Genomic DNA, 16899 nt, shown 5'->3' on the forward strand with positions numbered 1-16899 from the left:
CCGCGTACCTATACTTTTGAAATCGTGTATTCCCGCTTTCCTGACTCAGGAATCGGAATATAGTCTACAAATTTCACAGTGACAACGACATCTCCACCGAGTGCCTTCTGGATACACTGAACGAGGTAACGGCGTGTTGACTCTGTCCACTGCCTATTAACAACCACTTTTAAGACACAATGCTTAAGGGTCTCTTGGATGATCTGGAACTGATTCACGCCTTTGACCCCGTAGAACTGTCGTGTAAAATAGCCACCGTGTATCAATGTCCCAATTCTCGTACGGAAAGTCGCAGTGGTGCGTCCAAGCAATTCAGCCAAAACAGGTAACGCATTACCGCAGGGGCACGGCTCGGCTGAAAGCATACCGACATCTCCAATCCGATACCGAATAAACGGCATAGCATAATTATTCAGCTGCGTGACGAGAATCTCTCCGGGTTCAGTGTATGGATCGGGACTGTCTATTTCAAGGTAAATATCGCGACAGTTGATATGCATCCTGCCTTCTGCGCATTCCATTCCGATTAACCCGACTTCCCGTCCACCATAGCGATTATAGACTTTCGCCTTGAAAACAATCTCGGCTAAGGCGCGGTAATGTGGGTGTAACATCTCAGCGGAAGATATAATGCCCTTCAAATTCCATCGCGGGATCAAGCCATTATCTGAAAGAAACGCAGCAAATTGGTAAAGTGATGACGGATAAGCGAGGATGGTCTGAGGGGATGATTGATTCATCTGTTCAAACGCCGCCAGCATCGCTTTTTCTGTAAGGTGAAACCCGTTGAGCCAATACTGATTCCGCCAGAAGTTGCTGACCCGATGCTTCCAGTGTCCATCGTCTTCCAAATCTACCGGAGCACCCCAGATAATCAATTGCGGTTGCCCGAAATTCCATCCCGCCCATCGATCGAAATAGTAGACACTCAAGTTTCGTTGATTCCAATAGTTCCTATCCTGATAAAACTTCAGTGGCGTACCTGTTGAGCCACCCGTAGCGTTCTCAATCCGTTGCTCCGCTGTGAAGACTGTAGAACAGAGTCTCTCGAATTGTTCCCGGATATCCTGTTTCTCAAGTGGCGGAATTTGCGATATATCAAGCGTTTCCGTCTTGAGTAATTCACGGTAATAAGGTGTTGTCTGGTAGGCGTGCTGGAGGAGTCTTTTCAAACGCTCTGCCTGAAATGTTTCAATAGTTTCGCGCGGCGCATCTAATAACGCAGCGGTTTGCGACAGTTGTGAATGGTAGTGTACACCTTTACGATAAATGTTATAGGCGTGCCATCCTGCCTTTGAAATTAACGTTTTAATAGCGCGATGAATAGGCATAATTCAAGATTGTATGTATAGGTAACATGTCCGAACTTGTTTTTTTAAAGAAAACGGAAAATCACAAAAATCGTTTCAAATAATACGTAATTATTAATTTTAATATGCTTCAACACGACAATTACCTAAGCACTAAGCAAATTTCATGCCAAAGACATGTTTGTATTGCAACATCTAAAACGCTGAGAATATTTCATCGTCATCCGCCTAAAACAAAGGAAGCAACTCGGATTACCGCTGCTAAAAACCCGGATGCTATTCACAATTCCCGTTCTATTATGAGTATGTAAGAATTGTGAGTGACACGCAAGAATTGTAGTATATAACGCAAAAATTGCACTACCCGTCAATTTCAGATCGCCGTATTGCCTATAGATCGAAAATTTTTAACCTGTCCGGGTGAACAGACTTCAATTATTGCCTCGCACTCAATTTCTAAGTGTGTCCACACTCGGTGAATACCCCGGTGGAAACTGATCGCTCACAGAACGTCCATCTTGGAAGAGTTGCCCAGCGTCCGGATTCTCAGGTTCAACGGGTGGCGGGAAGTCTCGCCATCTATTACCGTCAAGAGGAACTTCATAGCCGTCGTCGCGGAGCCATTCAATCAAACGTTTTCGATAAGCGTTCAGCACCCTGCCATACCCAGGATTACCCCCGAGGTTCCGCTCGTCAAGTCTGCCTTGCATACGCTTGAAAAGCCATTCCTGCCGATCAGCAGCAGAGTAGATGTATTTGTAGTCGCTGGTTAGGAGCATATAGAGGCCTGTATTTTCCTGTCCGAGTTGACCGATAATCGTATCCCGTTGCGCATTTCCGGTAGCAAGTGCCGCGAGATCCGTTCCGCTGCGATCCGTCTGTGATGGCAAACCCGCTGCACCGAGACAGGTCGGTAGCACATCAACAAGACTCACTGGTGTGTCACACTGCGCGCCTGTCTCAAAACGTTCAGGATAACGGACAAGCAACGGAATCCGAGCAGCCGCATCAAGGAAGGCGCGTTTACCGTAGCAGTCATAATCGCCGAGCAATTCGCCGTGGTCGGAAGTGTAAAGGATTAACGTGTTGTCCAATTCGCCTTCCGATTCAAGGTAGTCAAGGATGCGCCCGACCTGATAATCGATGAAAGAGATGGCTGCATAGTAAGCGGCACGCATTGTCCGAAGGAGATTCATATCTCGTCCTTGGTCGCGGTATTTGTAACGATTTTGATGGCGGTTCCAGTAGGTATGCAGGTGCTCGTAATCTGCTGGCAGAAACGGTAACGGCATCTCCACGGTTCGGTAGAGCCTGTTCCACGGCACTGGTGATTCAAACGGTGGATGCGGCTTAATAAAACTGCTCCAACACAAAAATGGGCGGTCGGTATCGCGCTGTGAGAAGAATTCAAGCGTTCTATCGCCTACCCACTGCGTATGATGTAACCGCCCGGGGAGTTGTGAGGGCTGCGGGATATAATAGTATTCACTCCGCTCACCGTGCGGTGCCACAACGTGGTCATAACCGTTTTCAACCAGAGAAACCGTGAAATCGTCAGGACCGGGACCCTCTTCGGAATAGTCTCGCGTCTCAAATCCCCACATTTTACGCCCTTGCGGCGTGAAGTGCATCTTGCCGATCCCGTGTGTCTGATAGCCTGCATCGTTGAGCAGCTCCATTACTGAGACACGATCTTGGGGCATTGCGGAATTGCTTGTGCAGCCTGTCTGATGCGGCCATTGTCCAAGTAGGAAACTACAGCGCGATGCAACACATACAGGCGACGGACAATAGGTTGAAGTGAAACTTGTACCGTCTCGCACAATTCGGTCCAACGCCGGGGTCTGAATAATAGGATTGCCGAGTGCACCGATAGTATCAAAACGCTGCTGATCTGTCATGAGAAGAAGAATATTCGGTTGTTTTGCCATGAGGTGTTCCCGTCCTTTCAGAGAAAATGCGCTTTGGTTTGTGTCTGAAATATACGGATAGCATAGCACTTTTTCGTGTAGAATGCAACCCATCTTTCAAGTTAGCCATCAGCCGTCAGCAATCAACACGCAGTCGATGTCGCTATTACCGATAACCGAATATCTCAGTTCTGACTTTATACGGGATTTTCAAAAGAAAATCAACAAAAAATTTATGTAGACATTAATGAATTTATGTGATATACTTTAATAACTGATCAACTGGTAATCCCAGTTAGCAGTGCCGCGGTAGGTGCAACGGCAATTGCACCTACCACCCAATAATTTTAGAAATACGCTTTAAAAAAATATAAACAGATGCAAAAATGGTATGAAAACAAAAAACTCCTGAACACCTTCATTGTTGTGATGTGTGCCAGTTTCATCGCCTACTTTTTCTTTAACTGGCATTGGGGGTTGCCTTTAACACTATGTCTCGGCACAGCGATCATGGTGAGAGGTGTCGTAAAAATCACGATGCGGATGCGTGGGAGAAAAAAGCAGAAAGAGAAATAACAGTCAGCAAAGAGGCAGGCGGTATATTATAACCCGCTTTTTCAGAAGCACACGTAGCTTGAAACGAAGTGGAAAGCGGATATACGGCGAGCGACACGAAGGTCTCAAACCCAGCTGACCGAACCGCAAGGAAAATTAAAATAATGAAAAGACGCAGGTTCATAAAACTGAGCGCGATTAGTGCCGCAGGGATGGTACTCCCCCTTCAATTGGAAGGAAACGCAGCAGCGAAACCGCTCCTTAAACCGAGTACGCTGATTACTCCCAACGCTGACTTCTATATTTTGCAGATCGGTAACCCTGCCGTCCTTGACGCGAAGAATTGGCGGATGGCAATCACTGGCTTAATCGAGAAACAGCCGCTCTCCTTAGGACTTGCGGATATCACAGCGATGGAAGCCGCTGAGGCGATGCGGACTTTGAAATGTATCGGTGACCCGATTGGCACGGAACAGATGAGCAATGCGAATTGGAAAGGTGTTCGGCTTCGGGACCTGCTTGAGAAAGTCGAACCCAAACCCGAAGCAAAAGTGGTTGTTTTCCGTTGTGCGGATCGGTATCATACAGCAATTCCACTCGAAGATGCGATGGGCGAAGAGACGCTCCTCGCCTACGAAATGAATGGGGTACCACTTCCCACGGAACACGGCTTTCCTATCCGACTCCTTAATCCGGGACACTACGGCACGAAAAACCCGAAATGGATAGTGAATATCCACTTGGCGAAAGCGCATGAAAGTTATTGGGAGAAACAGGGCTGGGATCCGATTGCGAATGTGAAACTCGGTACAATGATTGGGACTCCGAGTGAGGGTGAGGAAATCATTGGCGGCAAGGTTTACACAGTCAGCGGCGCGGCGTTTGATGCGGGCAACCACGGCGGTATCAAGAAGGTAGAAGTCAGCGTTGATTTCGGACAAACATGGCAAGAGGCAGAAATTTGGGCGAAGGATACACCACTGGCGTGGGTACTCTGGAAATGGGATTGGCACGTCCCAGCGGAAGCGAATCCCGTCGAAATCTATGCAAGAGCCACTGCGAATAGCGGTCTCATACAAGACGAAATCGGTATTGAAGTGGAACCAGTTGGTGCGATACCTTACCACATGATTGATGCGAAGATTGTAGAACCCTAACATCCGGTGCGGAACGATATAATATGCGCCAACTTTGGTCGGGCAAGTTTTGGCTGGCGATCGTCGCCAAAATGTGCCAACTGTTTACAGTTTATCTCCCTGTCCTACTCATCGATCTCGCTTTTAGCGGCATCATCACCAACACCTCCTTTTATACCAGTTACTTAGGACTCTCCTCAACCTTTTTAGGCATGCTGAAAGCAGTCATGACTGCCTTCTTCGTGGTCCTTGCGATCCCGTTCGGACGGTTATCAGATCGAATAGAGCGGCGATATGTGCTTTACGCAGCGTGTCTGGTGCTCAGTGCTGTTAGTATCGCGCTACCGCTATGCCGAAACAGCCTGCACCTGATGCTTATTTTTCCGGGCATCGGCATCAGTATGGCACTTTTCTGGCCAGCTTATGAGGCCTGGCTCGCTGAACGCGAAGGTGAAGGTCAACTGATCCAACGGGTTATGCTCTTTAACCTTTTCTGGAGCGTTGGGGTCACTTTAGGACCAGCACTTTCAAGTTACCTCTATGGCGATACGAACCCGTTTAGATCGTTCTATCTCGCAGCGGTCTTCAGTTTACTCACCTTAGCGACAATTGTCGCGAACACTCTCCGAACATCGGATGTACCAGAAACCGATGCTGCCTCTCAAATCGCTTCGGAACCGCCTGAAACGCTTTATCCACCTCAACCCGTGCGAACGACTTATCTTAACCTTGCGCGGTGCGCGAATTTCACGTCGTGGTTCCTGCTTGGCGTGTTGCGCCGCCTCGCGCCAAAACTCACGAAGGAAATGGGGATGCCGCCGACAACATTCGGCAACCTGATGTTGACACTTGGCGGTATGCAGACGTTAGCCTTTCTTGTGCTTGGGAGTGGCTACTCGACCCGATGGCACTACCGTTTCGCCCCCATATTGATCGTTCAGGTGTTGGCAGTTGTCAGCTTTCTCGGAATATGGAAAATCCAACACACGACTCTCTGGGTATTCGCGTTCGGGGTTATCGGCGTGTCTGCCGCTTTCACCTATTTCAGTAGCCTCTACTACGGTTTGGATCGGCATGCGGACAAGGGGAATAAGAGCGGATGGCATGAGGGGATATTGGGGTTAGGGATTCTGTTGGGACCTCTCTTAGGGGGCATTCTGGCGGATTCGAGATTCGGGACACAGAGTCCGTATCTGCTCTGTGCAGTGGCAATCCTTATCGCTATTATTGTTGAAGTCTTTATTATATCTAAGAATAATCGATCTTCAGGAGATTCGCCTCAATATAGTCCTCATCAGGCGTAACACCGAGTCCAGGACCGTCCGGAACTGTCACAACATGGTCGTGTATTTCGACACCACACACCGCCATCGTTTCCAAAAAGGCGGGGGCATTGAGTTCAGCAGGAAGTACGAGATCCAAAGTCGCAAAGAGGTGAACACTGGCGATGAAACCGATACCGGCTTCCGTCAGACCGCTACCGAGGAGTTCCAACGCATTGGCTTCGGCGACATGAGTGCTTTTGAGACATTCCGCTAAACCGCCAGATTTACACACCTTCAAAACGACGGCATCTGCACATTCCAAGCGCGCTATTTTCGCCAAGTCGAAGTAAGTAAAGCAGCCTTCGTCAATAGCGATCGGAACGGGTGCGTCCTCCCGAACCCGTTTCATCCCGAACCAGTCTTGGCTCGCAACGGGTTGTTCCATACAGTAAATTTCCCGGATGTCTCCGACACGCTTTAGCAATTCCAGCGCATTAGACGGTGTATAGGACTGATTCGCATCAATCCAAAGCCTCGCATCCGGCATCGCTTCATGGACTGCGCGTAAGCGGTCTTCATCAGCCGCGGGGATCCCCGCAACTTTCACTTTGAAACAAGAACAGGGTGCCAAGGCTTTCGCCTTCAATCCCATTATTTCTGGCGTATCAATACTCAAGGCATAACAGAGCGGAAGTGTGTCGTGGCGTTTACCACCGAAGAGGGTGTGTAGCGGAACATCAAGGATGCGGCCACACAGATCATGCAAAGCAATATCCACTGCTGCTTTTGCGAAGGGGTGTCCGTTGCTGACAGCAGGTTTCAATGCGTTATAAATAGCAGAATGGATGGCATTGAGATTCAGTGGATCTTGTCCGAGCAGTAGCGGGGCGATGTGGTGTCGGATAGTAGTTGTGATGGATTCGGTCGTTTCGTAACTCCACGAGGGGAGGGCGCGTTGTTCGCCCCAACCTACGTAGCCGTCGTCTGTTGTGACTTTGACGAAGACGTGGTCCCCTGCGGAGCCGGTATCTCCGACAAAGCCGGTCCCGATATTAAAGACATCTTTCATCCCGACAGCAGTCGGATAAACGTCTACGTGTACTATTTTACGCATGTGCGAATAGAATCCCTGTTATTATTGTAGTTAATTTTCGCGTAGATAACCACTGCGAAACCCATAAACATCAATAACCCTAAATTGATCTCCATGAGTAGGTTCTGGTTCTACCCAACTTACGCCCTGTCCATATTTTAGCACAGCGACCACGAATTAATCAAAACAATTTCCCAAAGGTAGACAGCTGTCAGTTATCGGTTATCGGAAAGTTTTAAATGCCTCGCAGTGAGAGTAAAGTGGCTAACAACTTTAGGATACTTCGCAGCTTTAGATACACTCGCAAACTTTCTGACCGCTGACCGAAACTTCTTAACTGATAACTGACTGCTATTAGACAATTTCCGTTGACATCTTCGGCGTTATCAACTATAGTAATAAGCATTATAGTTGCTGTAGATTGTTAGAAGGAAACGCGCAATGCTATTTGTTATTTTTGTAATTTTCACACCGATCGCTGTTTGGTTGATTCTGCATCTCACGTCTCGGCAAAAAAAAGGGGATGAGACGGATGAACCCAAAGACCCCATAGAACTTTGTGCGGTTTGCCAAGAAGAGTTCCCGATGAACCAACTGCTTGAAAAAGAGGTCGGCGGATATGGCAGGGTCTACTGTTTCTGTGGGCAGTGTATTGAAAATCTTTATCACGAATATCAGAATACAACAGACATCAAAACAGGAGAATGATATATGTATGATTTAGTCACATTTGGAGAAGCGATGATTCGTCTCACCTCGCCAGAGTTTATGCGTCTTGAGAACGCGACATCGCTGTCAATCACGGCTGGCGGTGCGGAGATGAACGTCGCTGTCAACGCTGCCCAGCTCGGACTGCAGACAGCATGGGTATCACGACTCGTGGATAACTGGTCGGGTCGCTACATCCGCAACAAAGGACGCGAACTCGGGGTCGACATGTCCAACATCGTCTGGGTGGACTTCGACGGTGTCGGCTTTGAACGTAACGGGTTTTATCACCTCGAAATGGGGGCGGGACCGCGTGCGAGTAGTGTTACTTATGACCGTGGATACTCGGCAATCTCCAAAGTGCAACCCGGTGAAATCGATTGGGCATCTATTTTTACCAATGCACGGTGGTTTCATCTCAGCGGGATTACACCGGCGTTGTCGGAATCCGCGGCTGCCGTCTCGGCAGAAGCACTTCAAGCGGCGCGTGCGGCAGGGGTCAAAACCAGTTACGATCTGAACTTCCGCTCTAAATTGTGGAGTGCGGAGGAAGCACAAGCAGCAAACCGACCCATGATGGAGCATGTTTCTGTTCTCATCGGTAATGAGGAAGACTTTGAGAAATCGCTCGGTTTCGCAGCGGAAGGGGCAACCGAATCCTATAGTAAACTTGAACCTGAGAGCTACAAAGCGGTTGCTGAGCGCGTCAAAGACGCTTTTCCGAATATTGAGATGATCGGTACGACACTACGCGATGCCAAAACCGGTTGGCTCAACGATTGGCGGACGCTCTTGTTTGATGGTGAAGACTTCTATTTGTCACGTATCTATGAGAACTTAGAACTCGTTGACCGTGTCGGTGGCGGTGATAGCTTCTCATCAGGGTTAATCTATAGTCTCTTGAACGGCAAATCGCCACAGGAGGCAGTCGATTTCGCTGGTGGGTATTCCGCCTTAGCACACACCTTCCCTGGAGATTTCAATTGGGCAACGGCAGAAGAGGCAGAGAAGGCGATGCAAGCGGGCGGTGTTCGCATCAGTCGCTAAACACATAAAACTATGGAAACCAAAATTTTACTATCTCCTATTTTTGAAAATACCGAATTCGATACTGCGAAACGCCGGGCAGCGTTGGCAGATTTGAAGAAACTTGGTGAGTTGAGTATCCATCCACCGGAACTGACAGCGGAACACGCCGATGGTGTTGTTGGCGTGATCGCGGGCGGAGTACCCTTTCATGAAAGCTTCTACGAAGCGGCCGAATCGCTCCGAATCATTGCGCGGTGGGGTGTCGGATACGAAACTGTTAACGTTGATTTGGCGACGGAGTCCGGTGTCATTGTCACAATCGCGCCTGAACACATGGTCACTGTCGCTGAGTATGCGATTGCGCAGTGGTTCGCAACTATGAAGCGGGTCTACACGCTCAATAGAGCCTCCCATAGCGGAGATTTTGGACTTATCAAGACCCATGAGGTGATGGGTTCTACGCTCGGTTTATACGGTTTCGGTCGGATTGGGCAAGAGGTTGCCCGTCGTGCGCGACCGCTGCTCGGCGAGGAAGGGCGACTCTTGGTTTATGATGTCCGTCCGGATATCGCTGAACTCGCAGCGGAATTCGGGGCGGAGGCTGTTGATGCCCCCCTGACCCTCTTCAAAGAGAGCGATACCGTATCTTTGCACCTATCGGGTGCGGATACTGTTGTCGGCTACGAGGAATTCTGTGCCATGAAACCGCATGCCTCGCTCATTAATCCGTCACGTGGAAACCTTGTTGACGATGCAGCAGCGAACCGCGCTGTTAGTGAAAATCGACTCTGGTATTATGTCGTGGATGACCCAGTTAACGGAACACGAGCGATTCATAAAGATCATCCGCGTATCATCTCTACGAATCATAATGCAGGCATGACTGTTGAATCCGGGATTCGGTTGGATCTTCGGACAATTGAGCAGGTTACAGACGCGATTCAAGGACGTGCCCCGGCATATATTCTCAACCCAGCAGTGTTGGAGCATCCGAGAGTTAAGGCATTTTGCAAGGATACTTCACAACCCCTTAAACTGTGACTTTAGTCCTTATAGGTATTTTTTTTCTAAGAACGTGGGATAACAAGGTTAACTGAGACAACAAATCCAGATTCGACACCTCGAAAAATCGGTGTCTTGCAGGCTTCATTTGCGATTAGGAGATAAATTATGTCCTTCAACATGCTGATGCTTATGTGTGTGATTGCTGCGCCGGAGCCTGAGACGAACGAGTTACCCGGGGATCCAATTTTACTTGCTCACCGCGGTTTGGTGCAGCACGCGCCTGAGAACACTTTGCCCAGTTTTGGCGCCGCTATTGCATTGGGTCTATCAATCGAATTGGATGTCTATCAGACACGCGACGAGCACCTTGTCGTCATTCACGACAAGACTGTAGATAGAACGACTAACGGCACCGGTGAAGTGACCGAAATGACGTTGGCAGAAATCCGTAAACTGGATGCCGGAAGTTGGTTCGATCGGCGTTTCACTGGCGAGAAGGTACCGACATTGGAAGAAGTATTCAAACTCATTCGTGAACGTCAACGAACACCGGTAACCATCGCACTGAATATGAAAGTCATCTCGCCAGGGATTGAGCAGAACATCGTCCGGCTCGTCGAAAAATACGAACTGTTCGATCAACTCTTCGCCTTCGGTCAGTCCAGCGATTCGAGTCACCGTTTCAAACAAGCCAACTCCAAGCTGCGGACCACAGTGTATCTAAATGATAGTGAAGCCGATCAGTTTGCCACAGCCTTGCGCGATCCGCTCGCCGATTGCCTGTGGGTGCGATTCATTCCGAGTGCGGAAGCGATGGAACAGGCTCGTCAACTCGGTAAACAAGTCTGGCTCGCCTTGCACATTGGCGAGAATCGACCTGATATCTGGGACGAAGCCCGCGCCAATAAAATAGACGGTATTTGTACGGATTGGCCATTGGTGTGCAGCAGACATTGGCGGCTCGGTGCAAAACCCAAAGGCAATTAGGTAAACTTCAAATAAGAGGCACGTTTTTCTCAAGAAGAAAAAGAAATTCTCGGTTTGGCGTTTCAGCGTCATTTATCCATTCGTCTGTCCATTTCATACCTGCCATGACGTTCTTTTTATAGTCAAGCTCAAGGACAGCGAGGAGTTTTCCGTTGTCTTGCATGACTTCGTTCAGCTGCTGGGCAGTCGCACGACCGCCGGAACTGTAGGAGAGCAGAATCCAACGCGCGTGCGTTTCACGAATCAACTTGGCAATGGCCTCAACAGCGATGAACCGTCCGTCATCGTTACGGCGGAATTCCTCAAATACAGAGGCGGCGAGAGGGTCTGATGTATCTTCTCGCCGTTTTGCTTTGCCGAAAAGGGTGGGTTTATCGAAGAGCACAACGCTTTTCCAGAGATGGTAATAGGCAGCATACCTAACACGGGACGGCGGCATTTTCTCATTATTTGAACCATAAGGCGGATCGAAGTACGCAAGGTCTACAGAGACACACGGCACGAGGTCAAAGATGTCGCTTTGGTAAACCTGATGGTTTCCTTCTGAGATGAAAATTTCCGGGACTTCAAGCACTAATTCTTTATAGGCACGCGGTGCCCAATCCTTGAGATACGAAGAAAAGTGACCAAGGGTACTATCAACGCGATCGAGTGCCAGCATCAGGCTCGTAAGCGCGACCGCCTTATCGACTGGCTCAAGATTCAAGTCCTCGATCTCCTGACGTATTGCATCCAGTTTACGGGTGTTATGGAGCTGCCACGGTTTCTTGAATCCGTCTGCTTGGATTGCGTTGCCACCATTGGCATGTCCGCCGTAGTGTTCTGTGAACCAGCCATCAACAGGCGACACAGCGTTGAGGTGATCAATAAGCGGTTGATATGCTTCTCTCGGTTTTGTATTGAGTAGATAGCAGGTACCGAAAACCTCTGACCACGGGGCAACATCGTTGCAGATAACGGTATAACCGAGTTTAGCGAGGGCTTGTGAGACACGGGTTGTGCCTGCAAAGCCGTCAAGGATTGTTTTAGCGTTGACTTTTTTGATGAGTTCAAGGACATGTGGAATGAGTTTGAGTTTGGAACCGATGTATTTGATGCCTTCGGTGGGTGGTGTACGGAAATGCGGAAGCGTCTGTTGCATGGATTTATGTCAGATTCTCAGCGCAAATAGGTTCTTATGATCTGGTTGTATAAGTCTTTATCCCATTCAGTATCCTGACGGACACCCCAAATTTTAGGATCAATCGGTGTCTCGTGAATGTGAAGGAAACCCAAGGCTTTCTTGAGGATGTTCTTTTGCTGTGTTTCTGTTTCTAATTCTTTATACCAAATTGTGAGAGGACTAATCTGATTTTCTTGGAAATAATAGCCCCACGACATATCTTGCGCTGTCAGTTCAAACGTGCTATATACGATCTCATCATCTGTAATTTTGATTTGATTGAGATCATCATCTTTCCGAGTTTCATTTGTCTCATGAAAGCAATTACGTTTGGTAGCCTTCAAAAGGGAGATAGCTTGTTTAATTTTATTTTCTCTGCGGAGCCAGATGCATTTTACCTTTTTAAAGTCTATAAACTTTTCAACAATATGTTTTTGCTTGTACATCACTTGTATTCCGCAAACACCATTTGGTGAAGTGCTAACGGATACGTATTTTTCGTATGTTTTTGGATCAGTTATATCCAAATCTTTTAGTGATTCGTGTTCTTCATGGTATTCTCTCGGATATCCTGCTATATCGGATGAAATCAACAAGTCACATAAAACGGTGCTTCGTGTGCGAGGTGTTGTGCAGATGACGTAGTCCATTTATTTTTTCCTATAGGATCCGTTTTCCAGAGGTTCGCGACCAGCAGTGTAGGTTGGGTAGAACGGATACCACCAAAATCGTCCAAACCATAGAAAAACTAAACTTGCCCTATATACGCTACATCAAACAGAAACCGAGTGAAACCCAACGTTTTTATGATGAGGTTCCCGAGGTGTAGACAGGCTGAAGTTGGGTTTCACTCCGTTCTTGATTGCCTCCGATGGTCTGTTAAATGCAAAGTATATTTGAACCGCCACGCCTGCCTTCTGAGTTCCGTTCAACCCAACCTACGGCATCCCTAATTCAGTATGAGTTTTATGATTCCTTTCGCATCACGCTCAAAAAATCTATTCAAAAAGTTGAGAGACTGGACATGTAAATCCTTCAACGACATCCTCACCTGTCAATGTGTCCTCATAGTTCAGTACAGTGAAATCGGTCTCGGATCGGTAGACCATCACTGTTTTTGCGACGGGTTCAATCACCCAGACAAGGCGCGTGCCTGCTCTCAAATAGGCTAACGCTTTTTCGGTGACATCATAGTGTTTGTCTGATGGCGAGACGACTTCAACCGCCAAATCCGGCGGGACAGGTGATGCCTGCTCTCTATTTTCGGGTAATCGGTCGGTCGAAACAAACGCAATATCCGGCTTTACTGCTCGGTCATCCAATTGAAATGTTGTTTCGGCAATATATAATTGTCCTAACCGATTTTCCTCAACGTGCAGACCTAAGCGTATATGAAGTTTACTACTGATTTGACCATGTATCATCGTCGCTGGTGGCATCGGGACTAATTCTCCTTTTACATATTCATATCCCTCTAAGTCGTTTTCAAGAAATTCCTCCAGCGTCATTGTATCGGGCACCGATATTTCTTGAATAGCCTCAGGGGTTGTTTGCGAATTAAGCATCAGTTGCCTCCCTTCAATTGGATATTGGACTTTGCTTTTACAACCGTTTTTACGTATGTCGGATAGCATCAATAGGCGTCATTTTCGCGGCTTGGCTGGCGGGGTAGTAGCCGAAGAAGATGCCGACGGCTGCACCCGCACCGACAGAGATTAGCACGGCTTTCAACGTAATCACAGCGGGCCACGACATTTCGTCTAAAAACTTGCCGACTATCCACGCAAAACCGTTCCCAACCACAGCACCTAACGCAATACCGAGCAGGCTCCCAATCAGACATAACAGCACAGATTCCGTCAGGAATTGTAAGCGGATGTCAAAACTTTTGGCACCGACCGCTTTCCGTAATCCGATCTCCGGTATCCGCTCTGTTACGGAGACGAGCATGATATTGAGAATCCCGATACCCGCAACAATCAAGGAGACAGACGCGATGACAACCAAAACCGACTCTATAATAAAGATCATCCGCTTTCCACTTTCAATCCCCTTCTTCGCGTTCCACGTTCGGAAAAAGGTGTCATCGCCACCGTGATTGCGTGAAATAACGGTTTTAACCTCTTTGAGTGCCTGATCAACGACATCAATGCTTTTCGCACGCGCCATAATCGCACCGACGCGATTCCGGCCGCCAAAACGGGTTTGAGCAGTGGTAATAGGGACGAAGATCATATTGTCATCACTTCTACCGCGCTCCAACCCATCGCCACGACTCTCCATGATACCGACAATGGTAAAACGTCTGTTGTTGATACCGACCTCTTTACCAATCGGATCCCGTCCTTTAAACTGCTCCTTCCAGACCTTTGCACCAATAACACAAACTTTATTCCAGAAATCCATATCGGTATCAGCGAGGAATCTACCGTATTCCGTTTTCCATCTGCGAACGGCTTGGTATTCGTTAGTTGTTGCGCGCATGTAGGTTTGCCGATGCCGTCCTTCAACTTCAAAATTGATGAAATGACTTCTTTCGACAGTAGCGACCTCAACAGAAGGGCAGTCTGTCAGAATATCGTGCAGATCTTGCATGTCCAAATAATGCGGGCTGGTGTTGCGCTGCCAACGGTTATTTTTCCGAATATGCCCGGGTCGGTAAACGCCGAACATACTGGGGCCACCGATATTCTCAAATTCTGCCATCATGAGTTTTTCGGCACCCGCGCCAAAGGACATCATCGCAATGACACCTGCAATACCGATGGTAATCCCTAAGAGTGTGAGGACTGTGCGGAGTTTACTTCCGCGAAGCACAGAAAACGCTGAGATTAGATTCTCCAGCACGAGCATGATGGGTTACCTTAGAAATTTGTCAAAAAGCATTGTGACCAGATTTATTACTTTCACCAACAAGCGAAAGTCCTTCAATGAAATTAGCACCTAAAATTGTATCCTGAATGAAAGCACTGGCGTTGAGGATTTCAATCCCGATAAGTTCCCCGTTTTCATTCAGTTCAGCCGTGATATTAGGACTTAGTTCTAAACTGTCGCTTTCAGGTTCATCGGAAATTACAAGATGCAATATATCTTCTTTTTCAAAATAGGTCATCTTCGGTTTATTCAAGGGTATACCTCCGTGTTCTAATCCGAAATCGAATTTGCTGACGGGTCGTTGTGTGAATTGTTATAGGGGTAAACGAAGTTTGATCTGTTTCATAAGCAATCATAACTAATTTTGTGCCATGGTGTCCGATAACAACCCATCGACCTGTTTCAGTATCGAAGTAGCGTTCTGTCGAATATCTAACTATATCCTCAATTTGAGTCAGATCAAATCCGCGTAACGCTGCTCTGTACTTCATATAATCAGTCCACACAAACTCCATGTAACCATCCAGTCCAACTATGAAAAGGAAGCATTAATAAATTCCTTTTTCCAAAAGAACAGAAGTCCTACGACTTTCTGACTACGTATGGCGGATAGCATCAATGGGGGTCATTTTGGCGGCTTGGCTGGCGGGGTAGAACCCGAAGAAGATGCCGACGGCGGCACCCGCACCGACGGAGATTAGTACTGCCTCCGGGGTAATCACTGAGGGCCATGCAAGGTCATCTAAAAACTTACCGACTATCCAAGCGAAACCTTTTCCAGCAACCGCACCCAACGCAATACCGAGCAGACTCCCGATGAGACATAAAATCACAGATTCTGTGAGGAACTGCATTCGGATGTTAAAACTCTTCGCACCGACCGCTTTTCGGAGTCCGATCTCCGGTATCCGTTCTGTTACAGAGACGAGCATGATGTTGAGAATCCCGATACCCGCGACAATTAAAGAGACAGACGCGATGACGACCAACACCGACTCTATAATAAGGATCATTCTTTTCGCTTGTGCGATGCCCTGTTTAGCGGACCAGGTTCGGAAAAAGGTGTCATCACCGCCATGGTTGCGCGTGATGATCGTCTTTACCTCTTTCAACGCTTGCTCAACGTGCGTCGGACTTTTGGCACGCACCATGATATGTCCAACGTGATCGTGCCCCCAAAACCGTTTTTGTGCGGTTGTAATCGGAATGAAAAGCATATTATCATCGCTTTTGCCGCGCTCTAAACCGTCACCGCGGCTCTCCATAATCCCGATAACTGTAAAGCGTTTGTTGTTCCCAAAGTTATTGATGATGACCTCTTTACCGATAGGATCTTCTCCCTTAAACTGCTCTTTCCAGATCTTTGAACCGATGACACACACTTTCGTCCAAGCGTCCATATCGGTATCAGCGAGGAATCTACCATATTCCGTACGCCATTCGCGAACGGCTTGGTATTCGTTTGTTGTTGCACGGAGATAGGTGCGTTGAAATTTCCCCTCAATGCCAAGGTTGATATAGTAGCTGCCTTCAACAGTGGCAACCTCAACGGAGGGACATTCGGCGAGGACATCGCGGAGGTCTTCCATCTCAAGGTGGTGTGGACTGGTATTGCGTTGCCATCTCCCGTTCTTTCGGATATGTCCGGGTCGATAAACACCGAACATGCTGGGACCGCCTATCTTCTCAAATTCCGCCATGATAAGTTTTTCAGCACCCGCCCCAAAGGACATCATCGCAATGATCCCAGCAATCCCAATCGTAATCCCTAAGAGCGTGAGAATCGTCCGTAACTTGCTCGCCCGAAGGACAGAAAACGCTGATATAATATTTTCTAAAAGCCTCATACCTATTCCCTTTTTTGG

The 16899-nt window shown here is 47.9% G+C and carries 17 protein-coding genes; 7 read left to right on the forward strand and 10 right to left on the reverse strand.

Going from position 1 to position 16899, the window contains the following annotated elements:
• Positions 1–8: 8 nt before the first annotated feature.
• Positions 9–1331 (reverse strand): hypothetical protein, encoded by a 1323-nt coding sequence (locus OXH00_22265; GenBank protein MCY3743749.1) that lies wholly within the window; start codon positions 1329–1331, stop codon positions 9–11.
• Between the two features lie 428 nt (positions 1332–1759).
• Positions 1760–3241, reverse strand: coding sequence for a sulfatase-like hydrolase/transferase (locus tag OXH00_22270; GenBank protein MCY3743750.1), 1482 nt, complete (start codon positions 3239–3241; stop codon positions 1760–1762).
• Positions 3242–3598: 357 nt separating this feature from the next.
• Between OXH00_22270 and OXH00_22275 the strand changes: the two genes are divergently transcribed.
• The 3 genes from OXH00_22275 to OXH00_22285 all read left to right on the forward strand — a co-directional run bounded on the left by OXH00_22275 (position 3599) and on the right by OXH00_22285 (position 6215).
• The gene (locus OXH00_22275) at positions 3599–3796 is read left to right on the forward strand and encodes a hypothetical protein (GenBank protein MCY3743751.1); all 198 of its coding nucleotides are present in this window, start codon (positions 3599–3601) and stop codon (positions 3794–3796) included.
• A gap of 143 nt (positions 3797–3939) precedes the next feature.
• A complete protein-coding gene (locus tag OXH00_22280; GenBank protein MCY3743752.1) occupies positions 3940–4932 on the forward strand; it encodes a molybdopterin-dependent oxidoreductase in 993 nt (330 codons plus the stop codon).
• 23 nt (positions 4933–4955) lie between these two features.
• Entirely contained in the window at positions 4956–6215 is a 1260-nt protein-coding gene (locus OXH00_22285; protein ID MCY3743753.1) for an MFS transporter, read from the forward strand.
• Here the strand turns inward: OXH00_22285 and OXH00_22290 are convergent.
• Positions 6160–7290, reverse strand: coding sequence for a muconate cycloisomerase (locus tag OXH00_22290; protein MCY3743754.1), 1131 nt, complete (start codon positions 7288–7290; stop codon positions 6160–6162). The two genes, OXH00_22285 and OXH00_22290, sit on opposite strands and share 56 nt — an antisense overlap.
• A 420-nt stretch (positions 7291–7710) precedes the next feature.
• Between OXH00_22290 and OXH00_22295 the strand changes: the two genes are divergently transcribed.
• The 4 genes from OXH00_22295 (at position 7711) to OXH00_22310 (ending at position 10998) form a co-directional block, all read left to right on the forward strand.
• A complete protein-coding gene (locus OXH00_22295; protein ID MCY3743755.1) occupies positions 7711–7977 on the forward strand; it encodes a hypothetical protein in 267 nt (88 codons plus the stop codon).
• 3 nt (positions 7978–7980) lie between these two features.
• The gene (locus OXH00_22300; protein MCY3743756.1) at positions 7981–9024 is read left to right on the forward strand and encodes a sugar kinase; all 1044 of its coding nucleotides are present in this window, start codon (positions 7981–7983) and stop codon (positions 9022–9024) included.
• Positions 9025–9036: 12 nt separating this feature from the next.
• Positions 9037–10047 carry a hypothetical protein gene (locus tag OXH00_22305; GenBank protein ID MCY3743757.1) on the forward strand — a complete coding sequence of 337 codons (1011 nt, stop codon included), beginning with the start codon at positions 9037–9039 and terminating at the stop codon, positions 10045–10047.
• 129 nt (positions 10048–10176) lie between these two features.
• Entirely contained in the window at positions 10177–10998 is an 822-nt protein-coding gene (locus tag OXH00_22310) for a glycerophosphodiester phosphodiesterase family protein (GenBank protein MCY3743758.1), read from the forward strand.
• A 7-nt stretch (positions 10999–11005) separates the two neighbouring features.
• Here the strand turns inward: OXH00_22310 and OXH00_22315 are convergent, their stop codons facing one another.
• The 7 genes from OXH00_22315 to OXH00_22345 form a co-directional block, all read right to left on the reverse strand.
• Positions 11006–12139 (reverse strand): DNA adenine methylase, encoded by a 1134-nt coding sequence (locus OXH00_22315; protein MCY3743759.1) that lies wholly within the window; start codon positions 12137–12139, stop codon positions 11006–11008.
• A gap of 17 nt (positions 12140–12156) precedes the next feature.
• Entirely contained in the window at positions 12157–12810 is a 654-nt protein-coding gene (locus OXH00_22320) for a Stf0 family sulfotransferase (protein ID MCY3743760.1), read from the reverse strand.
• Positions 12811–13158: 348 nt separating this feature from the next.
• The gene (locus tag OXH00_22325; protein MCY3743761.1) at positions 13159–13725 is read right to left on the reverse strand and encodes a Uma2 family endonuclease; all 567 of its coding nucleotides are present in this window, start codon (positions 13723–13725) and stop codon (positions 13159–13161) included.
• A 49-nt stretch (positions 13726–13774) separates the two neighbouring features.
• Complete coding sequence (locus tag OXH00_22330) at positions 13775–15013, reverse strand: ABC transporter permease (protein MCY3743762.1); 1239 nt, start codon at positions 15011–15013, stop codon at positions 13775–13777.
• Between the two features lie 22 nt (positions 15014–15035).
• On the reverse strand, positions 15036–15287 hold the full coding sequence (locus OXH00_22335) for a DUF2283 domain-containing protein (GenBank protein MCY3743763.1): 252 nt from the start codon (positions 15285–15287) through the stop codon (positions 15036–15038).
• Positions 15280–15525 carry a hypothetical protein gene (locus OXH00_22340; GenBank protein ID MCY3743764.1) on the reverse strand — a complete coding sequence of 82 codons (246 nt, stop codon included), beginning with the start codon at positions 15523–15525 and terminating at the stop codon, positions 15280–15282. Before OXH00_22340 ends, OXH00_22335 begins: the two co-directional genes overlap by 8 nt.
• A 105-nt stretch (positions 15526–15630) precedes the next feature.
• Positions 15631–16881 (reverse strand): ABC transporter permease, encoded by a 1251-nt coding sequence (locus OXH00_22345; protein ID MCY3743765.1) that lies wholly within the window; start codon positions 16879–16881, stop codon positions 15631–15633.
• Between the last annotated feature and the right edge of the window lie 18 nt (positions 16882–16899).

Source organism: Candidatus Poribacteria bacterium (assembly GCA_026706025.1).
GTDB lineage: Bacteria > Poribacteria > WGA-4E > WGA-4E > WGA-3G > WGA-3G.

Coding starts and splice junctions, on each gene's coding strand:
- OXH00_22265 (MCY3743749.1), bottom strand. CDS start 1,331: ATGCCTATTCATCGCGCTATTAAAACGTTAATTTCAAAGGCAGGATGG.
- OXH00_22270 (MCY3743750.1), bottom strand. CDS start 3,241: ATGGCAAAACAACCGAATATTCTTCTTCTCATGACAGATCAGCAGCGT.
- OXH00_22275 (MCY3743751.1), top strand. CDS start 3,599: ATGCAAAAATGGTATGAAAACAAAAAACTCCTGAACACCTTCATTGTT.
- OXH00_22280 (MCY3743752.1), top strand. CDS start 3,940: ATGAAAAGACGCAGGTTCATAAAACTGAGCGCGATTAGTGCCGCAGGG.
- OXH00_22285 (MCY3743753.1), top strand. CDS start 4,956: ATGCGCCAACTTTGGTCGGGCAAGTTTTGGCTGGCGATCGTCGCCAAA.
- OXH00_22290 (MCY3743754.1), bottom strand. CDS start 7,290: ATGCGTAAAATAGTACACGTAGACGTTTATCCGACTGCTGTCGGGATG.
- OXH00_22295 (MCY3743755.1), top strand. CDS start 7,711: ATGCTATTTGTTATTTTTGTAATTTTCACACCGATCGCTGTTTGGTTG.
- OXH00_22300 (MCY3743756.1), top strand. CDS start 7,981: ATGTATGATTTAGTCACATTTGGAGAAGCGATGATTCGTCTCACCTCG.
- OXH00_22305 (MCY3743757.1), top strand. CDS start 9,037: ATGGAAACCAAAATTTTACTATCTCCTATTTTTGAAAATACCGAATTC.
- OXH00_22310 (MCY3743758.1), top strand. CDS start 10,177: ATGTCCTTCAACATGCTGATGCTTATGTGTGTGATTGCTGCGCCGGAG.
- OXH00_22315 (MCY3743759.1), bottom strand. CDS start 12,139: ATGCAACAGACGCTTCCGCATTTCCGTACACCACCCACCGAAGGCATC.
- OXH00_22320 (MCY3743760.1), bottom strand. CDS start 12,810: ATGGACTACGTCATCTGCACAACACCTCGCACACGAAGCACCGTTTTA.
- OXH00_22325 (MCY3743761.1), bottom strand. CDS start 13,725: ATGCTTAATTCGCAAACAACCCCTGAGGCTATTCAAGAAATATCGGTG.
- OXH00_22330 (MCY3743762.1), bottom strand. CDS start 15,013: ATGCTCGTGCTGGAGAATCTAATCTCAGCGTTTTCTGTGCTTCGCGGA.
- OXH00_22340 (MCY3743764.1), bottom strand. CDS start 15,525: ATGAAGTACAGAGCAGCGTTACGCGGATTTGATCTGACTCAAATTGAG.
- OXH00_22345 (MCY3743765.1), bottom strand. CDS start 16,881: ATGAGGCTTTTAGAAAATATTATATCAGCGTTTTCTGTCCTTCGGGCG.